We start from the raw sequence: 19,169 nt of genomic DNA, 5'->3' as shown, positions 1-19,169 counted from the left end.
GCGGCCGGTGAAGACCGGCCGCCTCCGTCGTCAGGCGTACGTCCAGCGCCAGGCGCTCCCGCTGTAGGAACACCTGATTCGCGTACCGCCCGCGGTGGTGGTCGTCGCTCCGTGGTCGCTGTTACGGCAGAACTGGCCCGCCGCGTAGCAGTTGCCCGCGTTGGACGTGATGGAGCAGGTGCCGCCGCCGCTGCTGACACTGCCGGACGAGCCGGAGGTGCCGGTGGTGCCGGCGGCGCGCTTGGTCACGGTGACCGTGGGCCCCGGCTTGCGGACGGTCCGCGTCTTCGTGACCGTCGGAGCGGGCTCCGGCTCGGCGGTCTCGGTGACCGTCGCGGTCACGGACACGGTGACCGTGGGCCGGGGCGCCGGCGTGGAGGATCCGGCCGCCGTGTCGTTCGTGGACCCGCAGCCCACCGCGCCGGCGGCGAGGAGGGCGACGCAGGCGGCCCACAGCCGCTTGCGCCGGTGCGGCCGTATGCCGGCCGGTTCTGGGTCCGTCATGTGACGCGCTCTCACCCGTGGAAGGTGATGTAGCCGTTGCCGTCACGGTCGTTGGCGGACTTGGTGTAGGCGTGGGTGTCCGCGTGGGCGCCGGAGGACTTGTACAGGCGGATGGTGTCCTTGTCGTTGTTCCAGATGAAGTTGCAGTTCTGGCGGTAGACGACGTTGTTGGCGTCCGAGTCGGTGCCGTGGCCCCCGCGCAGCTTCACGTAGTCGCCGGGCTCGAGGTAGTGGTTCTTGGAGAAGACGAACTTGTTGCTGCTGGTGCTGTCCCTGACCACGTAACCCTTGAGGTTCACGGTCGCGGTGCGCGAGTAGTTCTTGATCGTCACGTACTCGCTCTTGGTGTTGCCCGAGGTGCAGCTGTTGGAGTCCCGCCCCGGAGCGTCGTACTGGACGCCCTTGATCTTCAGGGCGGAGGAGTACTCGGCGGCCTGGGCCGGCGCCGCGACGGTGACGGCGACCGCTCCGGCCGTGACGGTTGCGGCCAGCGCGAAACGTATACGCATGAGGTCCCCCCTCAATCGTGCGAGTGATGCGGCCAGGAGCTTACACAAAAGATGATGGGTACATGTACGCCTGGTGGGGGAAGTGTGAAGAACCCGACTGAGGGGGAGTCATCGAGCGGCAACGTGAAGGGGGCGGCGGGGAGTTGAATTCTCCCTGCCGCCCCCGTCCGTCACGGAAGGACGAGCCTCACGGTGACGCCGGTGGATACAGCGACCGCGGCAACCGCGAGGCCGCCGCCGAGTCCAGGAGCCACAGTGTCCGCGAGCGTCCGCGGGCGCCCGCCGCCGGCGCCTGTACCTCGCCCGCGCCCGACAGGGCGATGGCCACGGCCTGGGCCTTGTCCTCGCCGGCCGCGAGCAGCCAGACCTCGCGGGCCGAGCGGATCGCGGGGAGGGTCAGCGAGATCCGGGTCGGCGGCGGCTTGGGCGCGCCGTGCACGCCGACCACCGTGCGCTCCGTCTCGCGGACCGCGGGCGACTCCGGGAACAGCGAAGCCACATGGGTGTCCGGTCCGACGCCCAGCATCAGCACGTCGAAGGTCGGTACCGGGCCGTGGTTCTCCGGTCCGGCCGCCTTGGCAAGTTCCGCCGCGTAGGCCTCCGCCGCCGCCTCCACGTCCGTACCGTAGGGGCCGTCGGACGCGGGCATGGCGTGCACGCGCTCCGGGTCCAGCGGTACCGCGTCCAGCAGCGCCTCGCGGGCCTGCGTGACATTGCGCTCCGGATCGCCCTCGGGCAGATAGCGTTCGTCGCCCCACCACAGGTCCAGGCGGCCCCAGTCGATGGCGTCCCGGGCCGGTTGCGCCGCCAGCGCGGCCAGCAGGCCGTTGCCGTTGCGGCCGCCGGTGAGGACCACGGACGCGCTGCCCCGGGAGGCCTGCGCGTCCACGATCCGGGTGATCAGGCGGGCCGCGGCGGCCTGCGCCATCAGTTCCTTGTCGTGGTGCACGACCAGCTGCGGAGTGCTCACTTCGCCGCCGCCTTCTTCGCCGGGGCCTTCTTGGCGGCCGCCTTCTTCGCGGGCGCCTTGGCGGCCCCCTCCACCGGTTCGCCGACCGCGGCCGGCTCCGCCGCGGGCTCCGGCACGGTGTTCAGCCGCTCCACGCCGTACGCCAGCGCCGAGGCGTAGGTGTCGTCCGGGTCGAGCCGCCGCAGCTCCTCCGCGATCAGCTCGGCGGTGTCCCGCCGCTTCAGCGCCACCGCGCGGGGCGGCTGACCCTCGATGGACAGGGTGGCCAGCGAGCCGTCCGCCCGGTCCAGGGTGATCGGACCCTCGCTGGTGTCCATCCGCACGGCCGTCAGCCCCGGCCCCGCGGACAGGGAACGCCGGACGGGAACGTCCAGCCGGTCCGCGAGCCACATCGCCAGCAGCTCACAGCTCGGGTTGAACTCCTCGCCCTCCACCTCGACCGCCTTCACCTCGCACACCACCTGGTCCAGGGCCGCCGCGAGCATCGAGCGCCACGGCGTGATCCGGGTCCAGGACAGATCGGTGTCGCCCGGGGCGTAGGTCCCGGCGCGGGCGGACAGCTCCCGCACCGGCTGCTCGGCGGCATAGGTGTCGGTCACCCGGCGCTGGGCCAGCGCGCCCAGCGGGTCGCCCGCCGGGTCAAGCGGCGCGTTCACCGGCCACCAGACGACCACCGGGGCGTCGGGCAGCAGCAGCGGCAGCACCACCGAGTCGGCCTGTTCGGAAACCTCGCCGTACAGCCGCAGGACGACCGTCTCGCCGGTGCCCGCCTCCACGCCCACCCGCACCTCGGCGTCGAGCCGCGAGGACGTGCGGTCGCGCGGGGAGCGGGAGACCCGCTTGATGACCACCAGCGTGCGCGAGGGGTGCTCGCGCGAGGCGTCGTTGGCGGCTTTCAGAGCGTCGTAGGCGTTCTCCTCGTCGGTGACGATGACCAGGGTCAGCACCATGCCGACGGCGGGGGTGCCGATGGCACGGCGGCCCCGGACGAGCGCCTTGTTGATCGCACCGGCGGTGGTGCCGGTCAGGTCAATCTTCATGGCCGGCGCCAGCTCCGTCCGTCTCGTGCCAGCATCTCGTCCGCCTCGACGGGCCCCCAGGTGCCCGACTTGTACTGCGCGGGCCTGCCGTGCCGGTCCCAGTACTCCTCGATCGGGTCGAGGATCTTCCAGGACAGCTCGACCTCCTCCGTGCGCGGGAACAGGTTGGCGTCGCCCAGCAGCACGTCCAGGATGAGCCGCTCGTACGCCTCCGGGCTGGACTCCGTGAACGACTCGCCGTAGGCGAAGTCCATGGACACGTCCCGGATCTCCATCGAGGTGCCCGGCACCTTGGAGCCGAAGCGGACCGTGATGCCCTCGTCCGGCTGCACCCGGATGACGACCGCGTTCGAGCCCAGCTCCTCCGTCGCCGTGTGGTCGAAGGGGGAGTGCGGGGCCCGCTGGAAGACCACCGCGATCTCGGTGACCCTCCGGCCCAGGCGCTTGCCGGTGCGCAGGTAGAAGGGGACGCCCGCCCAGCGGCGGTTGTCTATGCCCAGCTTGATCGCGGCGAAGGTGTCGGTCTTCGACTTGGCGTCGATGCCGTCCTCTTCGAGGTACCCGATGACCTTCTCGCCGCCCTGCCAGCCCGCCGCGTACTGCCCGCGCACGGTGCTGCGGCCCAGGTCCTTCGGCAGCCGCACGGCACCGAGCACCTTGGTCTTCTCCGCCGCCAGCGCGTCCGCGTCGAAGGAGGCGGGCTCCTCCATGGCCGTGAGGGCCATGAGCTGCAGCAGGTGGTTCTGGATGACGTCACGGGCGGCGCCGATGCCGTCGTAGTAGCCGGCGCGACCGCCGACGCCGATGTCCTCGGCCATGGTGATCTGCACGTGGTCCACGAAGGACCGGTTCCAGATCGGCTCGAACATCGTGTTGGCGAAGCGCAGCGCCAGGATGTTCTGGACGGTCTCCTTGCCGAGGTAGTGGTCGATCCGGAACACCTGGTCCGGCTCGAACACGTCGTGCACGACCTTGTTCAGCTCCTCGGCCGACTTCAGGTCGTGGCCGAACGGCTTCTCGATGACCGCGCGCCGCCAGGAACCCGAGGACTGGTCGGTCAGACCGTGCTTCTTGAGCTGCTGGATGACCACCGGGAAGGAACGCGGCGGCACCGACAGGTAGAAGGCGAAGTTGCCCCCCGTCCCCTGCGCCTTGTCCAGCTCCTCGATGGTGCCGCGCAGCCGGTCGAAGGCGTCGTCGTCGTCGAAGGTGCCCTGGACGAAACGCATCCCCTGGATGAGCTGCTGCCAGACCTCCTCACGGAAAGGGGTCCGGGAGTGCTCCTTGACGGCGTCGTGGACCTCGGCGGCGAAGTCCTCGTTCGCCCACTCGCGCCGGGCGAAGCCGACCAGCGAGAAGCCCGGCGGCAGCAGACCCCGGTTGGCGAGGTCGTACACCGCGGGCATCAGCTTCTTGCGGGACAGGTCGCCCGTGACGCCGAAGATCACCAGGCCCGACGGCCCCGCGATGCGCGGGAGCCGTCGGTCGGCGGGGTCACGAAGCGGGTTCGCCCCGGAACCGGGAATGCGTGACAACTCAGCCCTCCGAGGGGGCGAGGCGCTCGAGCTCCGCCTGGGTCGACTTCAGCAGGTCGTTCCAGGACGCCTCGAACTTGTCGACGCCTTCGTCCTCCAGCACCCGTACGACGTCGTCGTACGAGATCCCGAGCCGCTCCAGCGCGTCCAGGTCGGCGCGCGCCTGCTCGTAGGTGCCGGTGACGGTGTCGCCACGGATCTCGCCATGGTCCTCGACGGCCTGCAGCGTGGCCTCCGGCATGGTGTTGACCGTGTTCGGCGCGACCAGCTCGGTGACGTACATCGTGTCCGGGTACGCCGGGTCCTTCACACCGGTCGACGCCCACAGCGGACGCTGCCGGTTGGCGCCGGCGTTCTCCAGCGCGCTCCAGCGATCGGAGCTGAACACCTCCTCGTACGCCTGGTAGGCGAGCCGGGCGTTGGCGATGGCGGCCTTGCCGCGCAGCGCCTTGGCCTCGTCGGTGCCGATGGCGTCCAGGCGCTTGTCGATCTCGGTGTCCACGCGGGACACGAAGAACGACGCCACGGAGTGGATCTTCGACAGGTCCAGGCCGCGCTCCTTGGCCGTCTCCAGGCCGGAGAGGTACGCGTCCATGACCTTGCGGTAGCGCTCCAGCGAGAAGATCAGCGTGACGTTCACGCTGATGCCGTTGCCGATCGTCTCGGCGATCGCCGGCAGACCCGCCTCGGTGGCCGGGATCTTGATCAGCGTGTTGGGGCGGTCCACCAGCCAGGCGAGCTGCTTGGCCTCGGCGACGGTCGCCCTGGTGTTGTGCGCCAGGCGCGGGTCGACCTCGATGGAGACCCGTCCGTCCTGGCCGTTCGTGGCGTCGAAGACCGGGTGCAGGATGTCGGCCGCGTCGCGGACGTCCGCCGTGGTGATCATGCGGATGGCCTCTTCGACGGTGACCTTGCGGGCGGCGAGGTCCGCAAGCTGCTGGTCGTAGCCGTCACCCTGCGAGATCGCCTTCTGGAAGATCGTCGGGTTGGTGGTGACGCCCACGACGTGCTGCTGGTCGATCAGCTCGGCGAGGTTGCCGGACGTGATCCGCTTGCGCGACAGGTCGTCCAGCCAGATCGCCACGCCCTCCTCGGAGAGGCGCTTCAGTGCGTCTGTCATGGAATTACATCTCCTACGTGTCGTATATGAGCGTCAGCGCTGGGCGGCGGCCAGGGATTCCCGGGCCTTGGCGGCCACGTTCTCGGCGGTGAAGCCGAACTCGCGGAAGAGCACCTTGCCGTCGGCGGAAGCACCGAAGTGCTCCAGCGAAACGATGCGGCCGGCGTCCCCGACGTACTTGTGCCAGGTCAGGCCGATGCCCGCCTCCACGGCGACACGGGCCTTCACGGACGGCGGCAGCACGGAGTCCCGGTACCCCTGGTCCTGCTCCTCGAACCACTCCACGGACGGCATGGACACGACCCGCGTGGGCACGCCCTCGGCCTGCAGCTGCTCGCGGGCCTCGACGGCCACGTGCACCTCGGAACCGGTGGCGATCAGGACGACCTGCGGCTCGCCGCCGTCGGCCTCCATCAGGACGTAACCGCCGCGCGCGGCATCGTCGTTGGGCTCGTAGATCGGCACGCCCTGCCGGGTCAGCACCAGACCGTGCGGCCGGCCCTTGCCGAACTCCTTGGTGTAGCGCCCCAGGATCTCGCGCCAGGCGATCGCGGTCTCGTTGGCGTCCGCCGGGCGGACGACGTTCAGGCCCGGGATCGCGCGCAGCGAGGCCAGGTGCTCGACCGGCTGGTGGGTCGGGCCGTCCTCGCCGAGGCCGATGGAGTCGTGCGTCCAGATGTACGTCACCGGCAGGTGCATCAGGGCCGACAGACGCACCGCGTTGCGCATGTAGTCGGAGAACACCAGGAAGGTGCCGCCGTAGACGCGGGTGTTGCCGTGCAGGGTGATGCCGTTCATCTCCGCGGCCATGGCGTGCTCGCGGATGCCGAAGTGGATCGTGCGGCCGTACGGGTTCGCCTCCGGCAGCGGGTTGTCCGCCGGAAGGAAGGAGCTGTCCTTGTCGATGGTGGTGTTGTTCGACCCGGCGAGGTCGGCGGAGCCGCCCCACAGCTCCGGGATCACCGCGCCGAGGGCCTGCAGCACCTTGCCGGACGCGGCACGCGTCGCGATGCCCTTGCCCGGCTCGAAGACCGGGAGCTTCTCCTCCCAGCCGGCCGGCAGCTCGCCCTTGCTGATGCGGTCGAAGTCGGCGGCGCGCTCGGTGTTGCCGTCCCGCCACTCCTGCAGCGACTTCTCCCACTCGGCCTTCGCCTGCGCGCCGCGCTCCAGCGCCTTGCGGGTGTGCGCGAGGACCTCGTCCGCGACCTCGAAGCTCCGCTCCGGGTCGAAGCCCAGGACGCGCTTGGTGGCCGCGACCTCGTCCTCGCCGAGCGCCGAGCCGTGGGCGGCCTCGGTGTTCTGCGCGTTCGGGGCCGGCCAGGCGATGATCGAGCGCATCGCGATGAACGACGGCCTGTCCCTGACCTGCTTCGCGGCCTCGATGGCGTCGTAGAGCGCGTGCGGGTCGAGGTCGCCGTCCGGCTTCGGGGCGACCCGCTGCACGTGCCAGCCGTAGGCCTCGTACCGCTTGGCGGTGTCCTCGGAGACGGCGGTCTCGGTGTCACCCTCGATCGAGATGTGGTTGTCGTCCCACAGCAGGATCAGGTTGCCGAGCTTCTGGTGGCCGGCCAGCGAGGACGCCTCGGCGGAGATGCCCTCCTGGAGGCAGCCGTCACCGGCGATGCAGTAGATGAAGTGGTCGAAGGGCGACTCGCCCGGCGCGGCCTCCGGGTCGAACAGACCGCGCTCGTAGCGGGCGGCCATCGCCATGCCCACCGCGTTGGCCACACCCTGGCCCAGCGGACCGGTCGTGGTCTCCACGCCCTTGGTGTGCCCGTACTCCGGGTGGCCCGGGGTCTTCGAGCCCCAGGTACGGAAGGACTCCAGGTCCTCCAGCTCCAGGCCGAAGCCGGCCAGGTAGAGCTGCGTGTAGAGGGTCAGGGACGAGTGGCCGGCGGACAGCACGAAGCGGTCGCGGCCGACCCACTCCGGGTCGGCCGGGTCGTGGCGCATCACCTTCTGGAAGAGGGTGTACGCGGCCGGGGCCAGGCTCATCGCCGTACCGGGATGGCCGTTGCCGACCTTCTGTACGGCGTCGGCGGCCAGGATCCGGGCGGTGTCCACGGCCCGCTGGTCCAGCTCGGTCCACTCAAGGTCTGTGGTGGTCGGCTTGGTGCTCACCCTGGGTCAGGGCTCCTCTCCACATGTCGGTCGCCGGCCCTGGGGGCGTGCCCCCTCCCGGCCGCCGGTGCGCACTGCCTGCCCACCGGCCGCCTCGAGCCTACCCCCGTAAGGACGTGCGTTTTTTCGAGTCATTACAGACTGCCGGGACTCTTGGACATCCGCCTCCCGACTGGCCGACAGCGCATTTGGCAGATGAATACGAAGCCGCTCATCCGACTGCTCAATCGAGCCCCACCGCACCTCGGACGCGCGGTCGGCCAACACGACCCCACCCCCGCGAAAGCCGGGGTCTGGGCAACGTCTAAAGTGGCGTGGTACGCGCGAGCCCTTACCCGACCTTCACGAGGGGAGGCTCGCTGGGAGTCTCTGTCAGGGGTGTGCGTGACGGCCGTCGAATCCCGTCCTGGGGGCACCTCCCAGGCCGTTAAGGCACTGGGGGAGGGTGTGGTTCGCGATGCGAGCCAAAGCCCGGTTCACCGGCCGTTCGGGGCCCGTGTCAAGGCGTTCGTGGCGCTGACCAAGCCGCGGATCATCGAGCTGCTGCTCATCACCACCGTTCCGGTGATGTTCCTCGCCCAGCAGGGGGTGCCCGACCTGAAGCTGGTGCTGCTCACCTGCGTCGGCGGCTACCTCTCGGCGGGCGGCGCCAACGCGCTGAACATGTACATCGACCGGGACATCGACGCCCTGATGGACCGCACCTCGCAGCGACCGCTGGTGACCGGCATGGTCAGCCCGCTCGAATGCCTGGTCTTCGGCATCACCCTGGCCGTCGTCTCGACGCTGCTGTTCGGGCTCACCGTCAACTGGCTGTCCGCCTGGCTGTCACTCGGAGCGCTCCTCTTCTACGTCGTCGTCTACACGATGATCCTCAAGCGGCGCACCTCCCAGAACATCGTCTGGGGCGGCATCGCCGGCTGCCTGCCGGTGCTGATCGGCTGGTCGTCGGTGACGAACTCGATGTCCTGGGCGCCGGTCGTCCTCTTCCTCGTCATGTTCTTCTGGACGCCGCCGCACTACTGGCCGCTGTCCATGAAGGTCAGGGAGGACTACGCCCGCGTGGGCGTGCCGATGCTCCCGGTCATCGCCTCCAACAAGGTGGTCGCCCGGCAGATCGTCATCTACAGCTGGGTGATGGTCGCCGTCTCCCTGCTGCTCACCCCGCTCGGCTACACCGGCTGGTTCTACACGGCGGTGGCCCTCGCGGCCGGCGGCTTCTGGCTGTGGGAGGCGCACGGACTGCAGAACCGGGCGAAGGCCGAGGTGACGGGCGTGAAGCTCAAGGAGATGCGGCTGTTCCACTGGTCCATCACCTACGTCTCCATCCTCTTCGTCGCGGTCGCCGTCGACCCGTTCCTGCGCTGACCCGCGCCGGGCGTACGTCACAGGGCCCTGCTCTCGCCAGTCGATCTACCCGTGAGTAGCATCCTGTCCATGGCAGACACGCAGCAGGTTGACCCCAAGAACGAGCGCAGGGCGGCGAAGCTGGCCCGGCAGATCGGGGCCTTCTCCAAGGCCCACGGCGGCGCCGAGGGCCAGGTGGCCCACATCGGCGAGCGCGGCGCCCGCATCGTGCTCGTCGGCGCGGACGGCGGCTGGGGCGACCTGGTGGCGCCCAGCACCGCCATCGCCGAGCAGGCCGTCGAGAAGGCCGGCATCACCGTCCACGAGTCCTTCGACGGCGACTTCGCGGCGAAGGTGACGACCGGCCGCTACGAGTGGAGCCGGATGGCGGGCATCCAGGTGGGCGGCCCCGGCAACGGCTGACGCCTGCGGCCTCCAGTTCGAAGGACGCCGAGGCAGCACCGGATCCCGGGTTCACCCGTTAGGCCCTGCAAGAAGCGCAGCGCCTCCCCGGGGAGCCCGCATGATCGAAACGCCGTCCCTCGTGGACCAGTACTGCCACGGCGTGCTGCGCACCGAGCTGGGCCTCGGCACCTTCGAGGCCCGGCTCACGCGCACCGAGGGACCGCCCGCACCGGGCACCACCCTCTTCGACACCCAGACCGGCTTCGCCGTGCGCCGCTGGTGCCCGCCCCTGCTCGGCCTGGAGCCGCACTGCCCGCCCGCCCGGTATCTGGCCCGGCGCCGGGAACTGGGCGTGCTGGAGGCGGGCCGCCGGCTGCTGCGGGGCAGCGGGATCACCACCTACCTGGTCGACACCGGTCTGCCCGGCGACCTCACGGGCCCGGCGGAGCTGGCGTCCGCGGGCGACGCCGAGGCCCACGAGATCGTCCGCCTGGAACTCCTCGCCGAACAGGTCGCGGACACCTCGGGCACCGTCGAGTGCTTCCTCGCCAACCTCGCCGAGTCGGTGCACGGGGCCGCCGCCGAGGCGGTCGCCTTCACCTCCGTCGCCGGTCTCCGGCACGGTCTGGCCCTCGCCCCCGAGCCGCCGGGCCCGGGCGAGGTGCGGGGCGCGGCGGGCCGCTGGCTGGCCGGGCGGCGGGTGGGCGGGGCGCTGACCGACCCGGTGCTGCTGCGGCACCTGCTGTGGATCGCGGTCGCCTCGGGCCGGCCCCTCCAGCTCCACGCCGGGCTCGGCGAGCCCGGCTCCCGCATCGACCGCACCGACCCGGTGCTGCTCACCGACTTCGTGCGCGCCACGGCCGGGCTCGGCACCGATCTGATCCTGCTGCACGGCTACCCGTACCACCGCCACGCCGCCCACCTCGCCGGAGTCTTCCCGCACGTGTACGCCGACTCCGGCGCGGCCCTGGTGCGCACCGGCGCCCGCGCGGTCACGGTCCTCGCCGAGATCCTCGAACTGGCACCCTTCGGCAAGATCCTCTTCTCCAGCGGCGCCCACGGCCTGCCCGAGCTGCATGTCGTCGGCGCCCTGCTGTTCCGTGAGGCCCTGGGCCGGGTGCTGGGCGCCTGGGTCGCCGAGGACGCCTGGTCCCCGGACGACGCCCAGCGGGTGGCCCGGATGGTCGCGGCGGACAACGCGCGGCGGGTCTACGCGCTGGACTGAGGGGTGTGCGGCGGCGCGGGCCCCCGACAGACTGCTGCCATGCAGACCGAAGCGCTCCTCGCCCGTTTCCTGCACGACCTCGCCCCGCTGCGGCCGCTGGCCCTGTGGGCGCACGGCTCCCTGGCCGGCGGCGACTACCAGGAGGGCCGCAGCGACCTCGACCTGATCGCGGTGCTCCCGGGCCCGCTCACCCTCGGCACCGCGCGCCGGGTGATCCGCACGCATCGCCGGCTGCGCGCCGAACCGCTCGCCGCCGGGCTGCACTGCACCTATCTCACCCCGGCCGCCTCGGCGGACCCCGGCCGGTCCCACCTGACCTGGGCGCACGGCCGTGCGACGCGCCGGCCGGTCACTCCCGTGACCCGGCGCGAACTGCATGACTTCGGCCGGGTGCTGCACGGCGGGCCGCCGGCCGGACTGCTGCCGCCGGTGCCGGACCGGCAGCTGAAGGAGTTCGTCGTACGGGACCAGCGGGACTACTGGCGGCCCCACGTGGACCGCGCCCGGCTGTGGCGGCAGGACGTGTGGGTGGACCTGGGCCTGCTCACCTTCGCCCGCGCAACCGTCACCCTGCGCGACGGAGGGCTGATCCCCAAGCGGGAGGCACTGACCGAACTGACCACCCTGGGCGCGCCGGCCGAGGTCGTCGAGGACATCGCCCGCCGGCGCTACGGCACTCCCGCCCCGCGCGACGAGGCCTGGCTCGCCGGCCGCGCCGAGCTGACCCGGGCCTACCTGGGGCCGGCGATCGACGCGCTGGTCGCCGCGTACGGGTGACTCAGGCGGGCGTGCCCACCGTCACCTCGGCCGAGGGGCCGGGCCGGTCGAGGGCGGCCCCGGGACGCTCCCGGAGCGACAGCAGCACCCGCAGCACCCCGATCCACACCAGGCACGAGCCGAGCATGTGCAGGGCGACGAGGACCTCGGGCAGGTGCGTGAAGTACTGCACGTAGCCGATGACACCCTGCCCGAGGAGGATCAGGAACAGCTCCCGGGTGCGTGCCAGGGGCCCGCTGGGCGCGTCCACCGCCTTGAGCACGAACCACAGCGCGAATGTCAGCGTGACCACGATCCACGCGAGCACGGCGTGCAGCTTGGAGACCGTCTCCCAGTCGATCGGGATCCGCGCGACCTCCGAGGAGTCACCCGCGTGCGGACCGGCCCCGGTCACCACCGTGCCGACCCCGATGAGCAGCACCGACGCGGCCACCAGGAACCACACCAGCTGCTGCACCGCCTTGCCGACCAGCGGCCGTGGCATCCCGTCGCCCTCGCGGGTGCGCTGCCACATCACGGTGGCGATGGCGATCAGCGCCGAGGAGAGCAGGAAGTGGGCGGCGACCGTGTACGGGTTCAGGCCGACCAGGACGACGATCCCGCCGAGCACGGCGTTGCCCATGACCACCCAGAACTGCGCCCAGCCCAGCCGGGTCAGGCTCCGCCGCCCCGGCTTCTCGGCACGCGCGGCGATGATCGCCCAGCCGACGGCGGCGCACAGCACGTACGTCAGCATGCGGTTGCCGAACTCGATGACCCCGTGGAAGCCCATGGCCCGGGTGGTGGTCAGCGAGTCGTCGGTGCAGGTCGGCCAGGTCGGGCAGCCGAGGCCCGAGCCGGTGAGGCGGACCGCGCCGCCGGTGACCACGATGATCACCGCCATGACGAGCGCGGCGAGCGCCGCCCGCCGGACGGTCCGGGGATCCGGGGTCCAGCGGTCGGCGATGAAGGCGAGCGGGTTGCGCAGCGCCGCGGTGGCGTCGGCACGGGTCAGCTTTGGCACGTGCACCATGGTAGGCCGCCGCTTGTGCACGCTTTCACGAGGGTCCACTCGCGGCCTCACTCCCAGCGGAAGAACTTCCCCGCCGCGGCCAGTCCCAGGACCGCCCACACCGCGAGGATCCCCAGGTCGGCCCAGGGCACCCCGGCCCCGTGCTGGAGGACGTCCCGCAGGCCGCCGGAGAGCGCCGAGATCGGCAGCAGACCGAGCACGTGCTGACCGGCGCCGAACTTCTCCAGCGGGACGATCACCCCGCCGCCGACGAGCAGCAGCAGGAAGACCAGGTTGGCGGCGGCCAGCGTGGCCTCGGCCTTCAGCGTGCCCGCCATCAGCAGGCCGAGCCCGGAGAAGGCGGCCGTACCGAGGACCAGCAGGAGCAGCACGGCCAAGGGGTTGCCGTGCGGGGACCAGCCGAGGGCGAACGCGATCGCGATCAGCAGGATCACCTGGAGGATCTCCGTGACCAGTACCGACGCCGTCTTCGCGGCCATCAGCCCCCAGCGGGGCAGCGGGGAGGAGGCCAGCCGCTTGAGCACGCCGTAGCGGCGCTCGAAGCCGGTCGCGATGGCCTGCCCGGTGAACGCCGTGGACATTACGGCGAGGGCGAGGACGCCGGGCGCGAGGAAGTCCACGGCCTCGCCCTTGCCGGTGTCCACGATGTCCACGGAGCTGAACAGCACCAGCAGCAGGGTGGGGATCACGACGGTCAGCAGCAGTTGCTCGCCGTTGCGCAGCAGCATCCGCGTCTCCAGCGCCGCCTGCGCCGCGATCATGCGGGGCAGGGGCGCCGCGCCCGGCTTGGGGGTGTAGGTACCCGACGCGGTGGTCATGAACGCAGCTCCTTGCCCGTGATCTCCAGGCTGTGTCCTTCCGGGGAGCGACCCCCGGGCTCCCGGCCGGTCTCTGTGCGGGACGCGGTCATGAACGCAGCTCCTTGCCCGTGATCTCCAGAAAGACGTCCTCGAGGGTGTGCTGCTCCACCGAGATCCGGTCCGGCATCACCCCGTGCTGGGCGCACCACGAGGTCACCGTGGCCAGCAGTTGCGGGTTGACCTTGCCGGCGACCCGGTAGGCGCCCGGGGTCAGCTCGGCGGCCGTGCAGTCGGCGGGCAGCGCCTTGAGCAGCGAGGCCACGTCGAGGCCGGGGCGGCCGGTGAAGCGCAGGGTGTTCTCGGCGCCGCCCTTGCACAGCTCCTCCGGGGAGCCCTGGGCGATGACCCGGCCGCCGTCGATGATCGCCACGTCGTCGGCGAGCTGCTCGGCCTCTTCCATGTAGTGGGTGGTGAGGATCACCGAGACACCGTCGGCGCGCAGGTCCCGCACCAGGTCCCAGGTGGCCCGGCGGGCCTGCGGGTCGAGGCCCGCGGTCGGCTCGTCCAGGAACACCAGCTCCGGGCGCCCGACCACGGCCATGGCGAGCGCGAGCCGCTGCTGCTGGCCGCCGGACAGCCGCCGGTAGGAGGTCCGGCCGCAGGAGCCGAGCCCGAGGCGCTCGATCAGCGCGTCCACGTCCAGCGGGTGCGCGTGCAGCTTGGCGACGTGCCGCAGCATCTCGTCGGCCCGGGCACCGGAGTACACGCCGCCGGACTGGAGCATCACGCCGATCCGGGGACGCAGCTCGGCGGACTGCCGTACCGGGTCGAGGCCCAGGACGCGCACCGTGCCCGAATCGGGCTTCCGGTACCCCTCGCAGGTCTCGACCGTGGTCGTCTTGCCCGCCCCGTTGGGGCCGAGTACGGCGGTCACTCCCGCCCGGGCCACCAGGTCCAGCCCGTCCACCGCGGTCTTCGTGCCGTACCGCTTCATCAAGGCCTGGACCTGGACCACGGGCTCACTTCGCATGAACCCAGAGTCTAGGGACGCCGCCGGGCGTTCAGACGTGGGGGTGCTGGAACTCCTCCTCACGGGGCCGGTGCACCCGCAGCCACCGCCGCGCGTAGGCCACCGCGTCCGCCACCGGGAACAGACGCGCGTCGGCCGCGCCCACCCTGCCGCGGACGACGGGCCGGTCCCGTTCGAAGTCGTGGCCCAGTTCGTCGAAGCGGTCCGAGGTGATCGACACCTCCGTCACCGTCTCCCAGCCGCCGCCCGGGGCCGGCCGGCCGACGTTCACCAGCGGCGACGGTATGCGGTATTCGGCCAGGTGGAAGCTGGTGCAGGCGTCGTAGCCCGCACCGAGCAGCAGCACCCGGGCGCCGAGCCGCTCCAGCCGGGCCAGCGGGCTTCGCTCGCCGAGCCGGCAGTCGCGGGAGTGCCCGTCGAGGACGTCGGCCGCGCGCGGGCCGAGGGCCGCGAACGAGGTCTGCGGATGCGCGCTGCGCCGGGCGCCCGGCCAGGTCCGCACGGTCTCCGGTATCACGCCGACCCCGCGCGAGGGAGTGGTCGCGGGATCGTACGGGGGCATGGTGGCGCGGATGCGGTCCCACCACTCCTCGGGTACCGGAGGGCTCCTCCACACCGCCGGGTCGGACTGGTCGCCGGACTGGGTGGGGACGACGAGCGTGCCGGACGGGCCGAGCGCGTCGAGGAGTGCCTGGACGACGGCGACGGCGCCCCCGTTCACCCAGCCGAGGGAACTCAGCGAGGAGTGCGCCAGCAGGGTCTCGCCGCTCTCGACACCCAGTCGGCGCAACTCCGCGGCCAGGCTGTCCCGGGTGACGAGAGGGCCGGTCGGAGGGGGTGTGGACATGGTCCCGGAGTCTCCCGGACCAGGGTGCGCTGCGCCAGTGAATTGCCTGGCCGGGGCGGCCGGAACGATCGATCAGAAGATCGTTTCCGCAGGTCGGATTAGGTATGCCTAAGTGACGCAGGGCACCGGAGGGTGATTCGGACGGCGCTTGTCAGTCTCCGAGGAATTACGCAACAATGGCGTTGTGAAAAACGTCGGCGAGGCTCGGGAGACCCCGGTGGGGACCCCCCAGGACGAGCTCGCGACCGGGGAGCGCTCGACGCGCAACCGGGTCGCGCGGTCCATCCTGGACCACGGCCCGTCGACCGTCGCCGAGCTGGCCGGGCGCCTGGGTCTGACCCAGGCCGCCGTACGCCGCCACCTGGACGCGCTCGTCGCCGACGACGTCGTGGAGGCCCGGGAGCAGCGGGTGTACGGCGCGCGCACGCGCGGCAGGCCCGCCAAGGTGTTCGCGCTCACCGACTGCGGCCGGGACGCCTTCGACCAGTCGTACGACAAGCTCGCCGCGGACGCGCTCCGCTGGATCGCCGAGCGGGAGGGCGGCCCGGAGGCGGTCGCCGCCTTCGCCCGGGCCCGGTTCGCCGCCCAGGCGAGGGCCTACCGCGAGGCGATCGAGAGTGTCGGCCCCGAGCTGCGCGCCGAGGCACTGGCGAAGGCCCTGAGCGCGGACGGGTACGCTGCTGCGGCGCGCAGCGCGCCCCTCCCGCAGCAGGGTGAGCAGCTCTGCCAGCACCACTGCCCGGTCGCCCACGTGGCGGAGCAGTACCCGCAGCTTTGCGAGGCGGAGACGGAGATCTTCGCCGAGCTCCTGGGTACCCATGTGCAGCGGCTGGCGACCATCGCGCACGGCGACGGCGTCTGCACGACGTTCATCCCCAAGATTTCGAAGTCCGATCACCAGAGCGACCAAGCATCTGCAAGCACGGCCGGGAGGAACCCCGCATGACTCTCCCCACGGAGACTGCCCACCCCGAACTCGAGGGCCTGGGCAACTACGAATACGGCTGGGCCGACTCCGACGTCGCCGGTGCCTCTGCCAGGCGCGGTCTCAACGATGACGTCGTCCGCGACATCTCGGACAAGAAGTCCGAGCCGGAGTGGATGACGAAGCTGCGCCTCAAGGGTCTGAAGCTCTTCGAGAAGAAGCCCATGCCGAACTGGGGCTCGGACCTGTCGGGCATCGACTTCGACAACATCAAGTACTTCGTGCGCTCCACGGAGAAGCAGGCGGAGTCCTGGGAGGACCTGCCCGAGGACATCAAGAACACCTACGACAAGCTGGGCATCCCGGAGGCCGAGAAGCAGCGCCTCGTCGCCGGTGTCGCCGCCCAGTACGAGTCGGAGGTCGTCTACCACCAGATCCGCGAGGACCTGGAGGAGCAGGGTGTCATCTTCCTCGACACCGACACCGCCCTGAAGGAGCACCCGGAGCTCTTCAAGGAGTACTTCGGAACGGTCATCCCGGCCGGCGACAACAAGTTCGCCTCGCTGAACACCGCCGTGTGGTCCGGCGGCTCCTTCATCTACGTGCCGAAGGGCGTGCACGTCGAGATCCCGCTCCAGGCCTACTTCCGTATCAACACGGAGAACATGGGCCAGTTCGAGCGGACCCTGATCATCGTCGACGAGGGTGCCTACGTGCACTACGTCGAGGGCTGCACCGCCCCGATCTACAAGTCGGACTCGCTGCACAGCGCGGTCGTCGAGATCATCGTCAAGAAGAACGCCCGCTGCCGTTACACGACCATCCAGAACTGGTCGAACAACGTCTACAACCTGGTCACCAAGCGCGCCGTCGCCTACGAGGGCGCGACCATGGAGTGGATCGACGGCAACATCGGCTCCAAGGTGACGATGAAGTACCCGGCCGTCTACCTGATGGGCGAGCACGCCAAGGGCGAGACCCTGTCCATCGCCTTCGCGGGCGAGGGCCAGCACCAGGACGCCGGTTCCAAGATGGTCCACATGGCGCCGAACACCTCGTCCAACATCGTCTCCAAGTCGGTGGCGCGTGGCGGCGGCCGCACCTCGTACCGCGGCCTGGTCGAGATCGGCGAGGGCGCCGCGGGCTCCAAGTCCAACGTGCTCTGCGACGCGCTGCTGGTCGACACCGTCTCCCGCTCCGACACGTACCCCTACGTGGACGTCCGCGAGGACGACGTCTCCATGGGCCACGAGGCGACCGTCTCCAAGGTCTCCGAGGACCAGCTCTTCTACCTGATGAGCCGCGGTCTGTCCGAGTTCGAGGCGATGGCGATGATCGTGCGCGGCTTCGTCGAGCCGATCGCCAAGGAACTCCCCATGGAATACGCCCTCGAGCTCAACCGGCTGATCGAGCTGCAGATGGAAGGCGCGGTCGGCTGAGACCCGCCCCGGACAGCAGCCAGCAATTTCTGACGCAGGAAGAGAGCAGACCGACAGCCATGGCTGAGGCTCAGAACATCCCCGTGGGCTCGACCACCGCGGGCCAGATCGCGGTGGCCGCCGAGTCGACCGTCGCCACGCGCATGAGCGTGCCCCCGTCCTTCGACGTGGCGGACTTCCCGGTCCCGCACGGCCGCGAGGAGGAATGGCGGTTCACGCCGCTGGAGCGCCTGCGCGGCCTGCACGACGGCACCGCCGTCGCGACCGGCGCGGGCGTGAAGGTCGCCGTCGAGGCCCCCGACGGCGTGACCGTCGAGACCGTCGGCCGTGACGACGCCCGGATCGGCCGGGCCGGCACCCCGGTGGACCGGGTCGCCGCCCAGGCGTACTCGGCGTTCGAGCAGGCCGGCGTGGTCACCGTCCCCAAGGAGACGGTGCTCACCGAGCCGATCCGCATCGCCGTGCACGGCGAGGGCGGGGTCGCCTTCGGCCACCAGGTCATCGAGCTGGGCGCCTTCGCCGAGGCCGTCGTCGTCATCGACCACACCGGTGACGCGGTCCTCGCCGCGAACGTCGACTATGTCCTGGGCGACGGTGCCAAGCTGACCGTCGTCTCCGTCCAGGACTGGGACGAGAAGGCCGTCCACGTGGCCCAGCACAACGCGCTGATCGGCCGGGACGCCTCCTTCAAGTCCGTTGTCGTCACCTTCGGCGGCGACGTGGTCCGGCTGCACCCGCGCCTGGAGTACGCCGGCCCCGGCGGCGAGGCCGAGCTGTTCGGCCTGTACTTCACCGACTCCGGGCAGCACCAGGAGCACCGCCTGCTGGTCACCCACAACACCCCGCACTGCAAGTCCAACGTCGTCTACAAGGGCGCGCTCCAGGGCGACGACGCGCACGCGGTCTGGATCGGCGACGTGCTCATCGAGGCCGCCGCCGAGGGCACGGACACCTACGAGATGAACCGCAACCTCGTCCTCACGGACGGCGCGCGCGTCGACTCGGTGCCGAACCTGGAGATCGAGACCGGCGAGATCGTCGGCGCCGGCCACGCCTCCGCCACCGGCCGCTTCGACGACGAGCAGCTCTTCTACCTGATGGCCCGCGGCATCCCCGAGCAGGACGCCCGCCGCCTGGTGGTCCGCGGCTTCTTCGCCGAGCTGGTCCAGCAGATCGGTGTCGCCGACATCGAGGAGCGCCTGCTCGCCAAGATCGAGGAGGAGCTGGAGGCCTCGGTCGCATGACGTCCTTCGTACGCGCCTGCGGGCTGAGCGAGCTGGAGGAGGGCACCCCGAAGCGGGTGGAACTCGACGGCACGCCGGTCTCGGTCGTGAAGACCGAGGGCGAGGTGTTCGCCATCCACGACATCTGCTCCCACGCGAACGTCTCCCTCTCCGAGGGCGAGGTGGAGGACTGCCAGATCGAGTGCTGGCTGCACGGCTCCGCCTTCGACCTGCGTACCGGCAAGCCGTCCGGCCTCCCCGCGACGCGCCCCGTTCCCGTATACCCCGTAAAGATCGAAGGGGACGACGTTCTCGTCTCCCTCACCCAGGAGTCCTGAGG

At 71.0% G+C, this 19,169-nt stretch carries 19 protein-coding genes; 8 read left to right on the top strand and 11 right to left on the bottom strand.

What is annotated here, in order from left to right; translation table 11 throughout:
* Positions 1-30: 30 nt before the first annotated feature.
* The 7 genes from AB0924_RS21965 to tkt all read right to left on the bottom strand — a co-directional run bounded on the left by AB0924_RS21965 (position 31) and on the right by tkt (position 7,799).
* Positions 31-504, bottom strand: a complete 474-nt coding sequence (locus AB0924_RS21965) for a hypothetical protein (protein WP_358931654.1) — start codon at positions 502-504, stop codon at positions 31-33.
* Positions 505-515: 11 nt separating this feature from the next.
* Positions 516-1,013 carry a lamin tail domain-containing protein gene (locus AB0924_RS21960; protein WP_358931655.1) on the bottom strand — a complete coding sequence of 166 codons (498 nt, stop codon included), beginning with the start codon at positions 1,011-1,013 and terminating at the stop codon, positions 516-518.
* 187 nt (positions 1,014-1,200) lie between these two features.
* Positions 1,201-1,983 (bottom strand): 6-phosphogluconolactonase, encoded by a 783-nt coding sequence (gene pgl / locus AB0924_RS21955; RefSeq protein WP_358931657.1) that lies wholly within the window; start codon positions 1,981-1,983, stop codon positions 1,201-1,203.
* Positions 1,980-3,023 (bottom strand): glucose-6-phosphate dehydrogenase assembly protein OpcA, encoded by a 1,044-nt coding sequence (gene opcA / locus AB0924_RS21950; protein WP_366912238.1) that lies wholly within the window; start codon positions 3,021-3,023, stop codon positions 1,980-1,982. Before opcA ends, pgl begins: the two co-directional genes overlap by 4 nt.
* Positions 3,020-4,549, bottom strand: coding sequence for a glucose-6-phosphate dehydrogenase (zwf, locus tag AB0924_RS21945; RefSeq protein WP_358931955.1), 1,530 nt, complete (start codon positions 4,547-4,549; stop codon positions 3,020-3,022). The genes opcA and zwf overlap by 4 nt, the downstream gene beginning before the upstream one ends.
* A 10-nt stretch (positions 4,550-4,559) precedes the next feature.
* Complete coding sequence (gene tal, locus AB0924_RS21940) at positions 4,560-5,678, bottom strand: transaldolase (RefSeq protein ID WP_366912237.1); 1,119 nt, start codon at positions 5,676-5,678, stop codon at positions 4,560-4,562.
* A gap of 33 nt (positions 5,679-5,711) precedes the next feature.
* Positions 5,712-7,799 carry a transketolase gene (gene tkt / locus AB0924_RS21935; protein ID WP_358931663.1) on the bottom strand — a complete coding sequence of 696 codons (2,088 nt, stop codon included), beginning with the start codon at positions 7,797-7,799 and terminating at the stop codon, positions 5,712-5,714.
* Between the two features lie 435 nt (positions 7,800-8,234).
* Here tkt and AB0924_RS21930 point away from each other — a divergent pair, with 435 nt between their 5' ends.
* From AB0924_RS21930 to AB0924_RS21915, 4 genes are all read left to right on the top strand, one after another.
* Positions 8,235-9,167 carry a heme o synthase gene (locus AB0924_RS21930; RefSeq protein ID WP_358931957.1) on the top strand — a complete coding sequence of 311 codons (933 nt, stop codon included), beginning with the start codon at positions 8,235-8,237 and terminating at the stop codon, positions 9,165-9,167.
* A gap of 69 nt (positions 9,168-9,236) precedes the next feature.
* Complete coding sequence (locus AB0924_RS21925) at positions 9,237-9,569, top strand: hypothetical protein (protein ID WP_358931665.1); 333 nt, start codon at positions 9,237-9,239, stop codon at positions 9,567-9,569.
* Between the two features lie 100 nt (positions 9,570-9,669).
* Entirely contained in the window at positions 9,670-10,776 is a 1,107-nt protein-coding gene (locus AB0924_RS21920) for an amidohydrolase family protein (RefSeq protein ID WP_358931667.1), read from the top strand.
* Positions 10,777-10,815: 39 nt separating this feature from the next.
* A complete protein-coding gene (locus AB0924_RS21915) occupies positions 10,816-11,553 on the top strand; it encodes a nucleotidyltransferase (RefSeq protein ID WP_366912236.1) in 738 nt (245 codons plus the stop codon).
* 1 nt (position 11,554) lies between these two features.
* Here the strand turns inward: AB0924_RS21915 and AB0924_RS21910 are convergent, their stop codons facing one another.
* The 4 genes from AB0924_RS21910 to AB0924_RS21895 all read right to left on the bottom strand — a co-directional run bounded on the left by AB0924_RS21910 (position 11,555) and on the right by AB0924_RS21895 (position 15,242).
* Positions 11,555-12,565: a COX15/CtaA family protein gene (locus tag AB0924_RS21910; protein WP_366912235.1), complete on the bottom strand. Its 1,011-nt coding sequence runs from the start codon at positions 12,563-12,565 to the stop codon at positions 11,555-11,557.
* 47 nt (positions 12,566-12,612) lie between these two features.
* Entirely contained in the window at positions 12,613-13,383 is a 771-nt protein-coding gene (locus AB0924_RS21905; RefSeq protein ID WP_366912234.1) for an ABC transporter permease, read from the bottom strand.
* A gap of 88 nt (positions 13,384-13,471) precedes the next feature.
* Positions 13,472-14,395, bottom strand: coding sequence for an ABC transporter ATP-binding protein (locus AB0924_RS21900; protein WP_359554530.1), 924 nt, complete (start codon positions 14,393-14,395; stop codon positions 13,472-13,474).
* Positions 14,396-14,426: 31 nt separating this feature from the next.
* Positions 14,427-15,242: an AAC(3) family N-acetyltransferase gene (locus AB0924_RS21895; protein ID WP_366912233.1), complete on the bottom strand. Its 816-nt coding sequence runs from the start codon at positions 15,240-15,242 to the stop codon at positions 14,427-14,429.
* Positions 15,243-15,426: 184 nt separating this feature from the next.
* Here AB0924_RS21895 and AB0924_RS21890 point away from each other — a divergent pair, with 184 nt between their 5' ends.
* Genes AB0924_RS21890 through AB0924_RS21875 form a run of 4 tightly spaced genes read left to right on the top strand, consistent with a single transcriptional unit; the run spans position 15,427 to position 19,167 of the window.
* Entirely contained in the window at positions 15,427-16,188 is a 762-nt protein-coding gene (locus AB0924_RS21890) for an ArsR family transcriptional regulator (protein ID WP_366912232.1), read from the top strand.
* Positions 16,185-17,606 carry a Fe-S cluster assembly protein SufB gene (gene sufB / locus AB0924_RS21885; protein ID WP_358931681.1) on the top strand — a complete coding sequence of 474 codons (1,422 nt, stop codon included), beginning with the start codon at positions 16,185-16,187 and terminating at the stop codon, positions 17,604-17,606. Before AB0924_RS21890 ends, sufB begins: the two co-directional genes overlap by 4 nt.
* A 59-nt stretch (positions 17,607-17,665) precedes the next feature.
* Positions 17,666-18,850 carry a Fe-S cluster assembly protein SufD gene (gene sufD / locus AB0924_RS21880; RefSeq protein WP_366912230.1) on the top strand — a complete coding sequence of 395 codons (1,185 nt, stop codon included), beginning with the start codon at positions 17,666-17,668 and terminating at the stop codon, positions 18,848-18,850.
* Positions 18,847-19,167, top strand: coding sequence for a bifunctional 3-phenylpropionate/cinnamic acid dioxygenase ferredoxin subunit (locus AB0924_RS21875; protein ID WP_358931685.1), 321 nt, complete (start codon positions 18,847-18,849; stop codon positions 19,165-19,167). Before sufD ends, AB0924_RS21875 begins: the two co-directional genes overlap by 4 nt.
* Positions 19,168-19,169 lie beyond the last annotated feature (2 nt).

It is taken from the genome of Streptomyces sp. NPDC047869 (assembly GCF_040704065.1).
In the GTDB taxonomy this organism is placed as follows: domain Bacteria; phylum Actinomycetota; class Actinomycetes; order Streptomycetales; family Streptomycetaceae; genus Streptomyces.
Note: the sequence above shows the minus strand (reverse complement) of the source record. Positions and strands in the feature narration are given on the sequence as shown.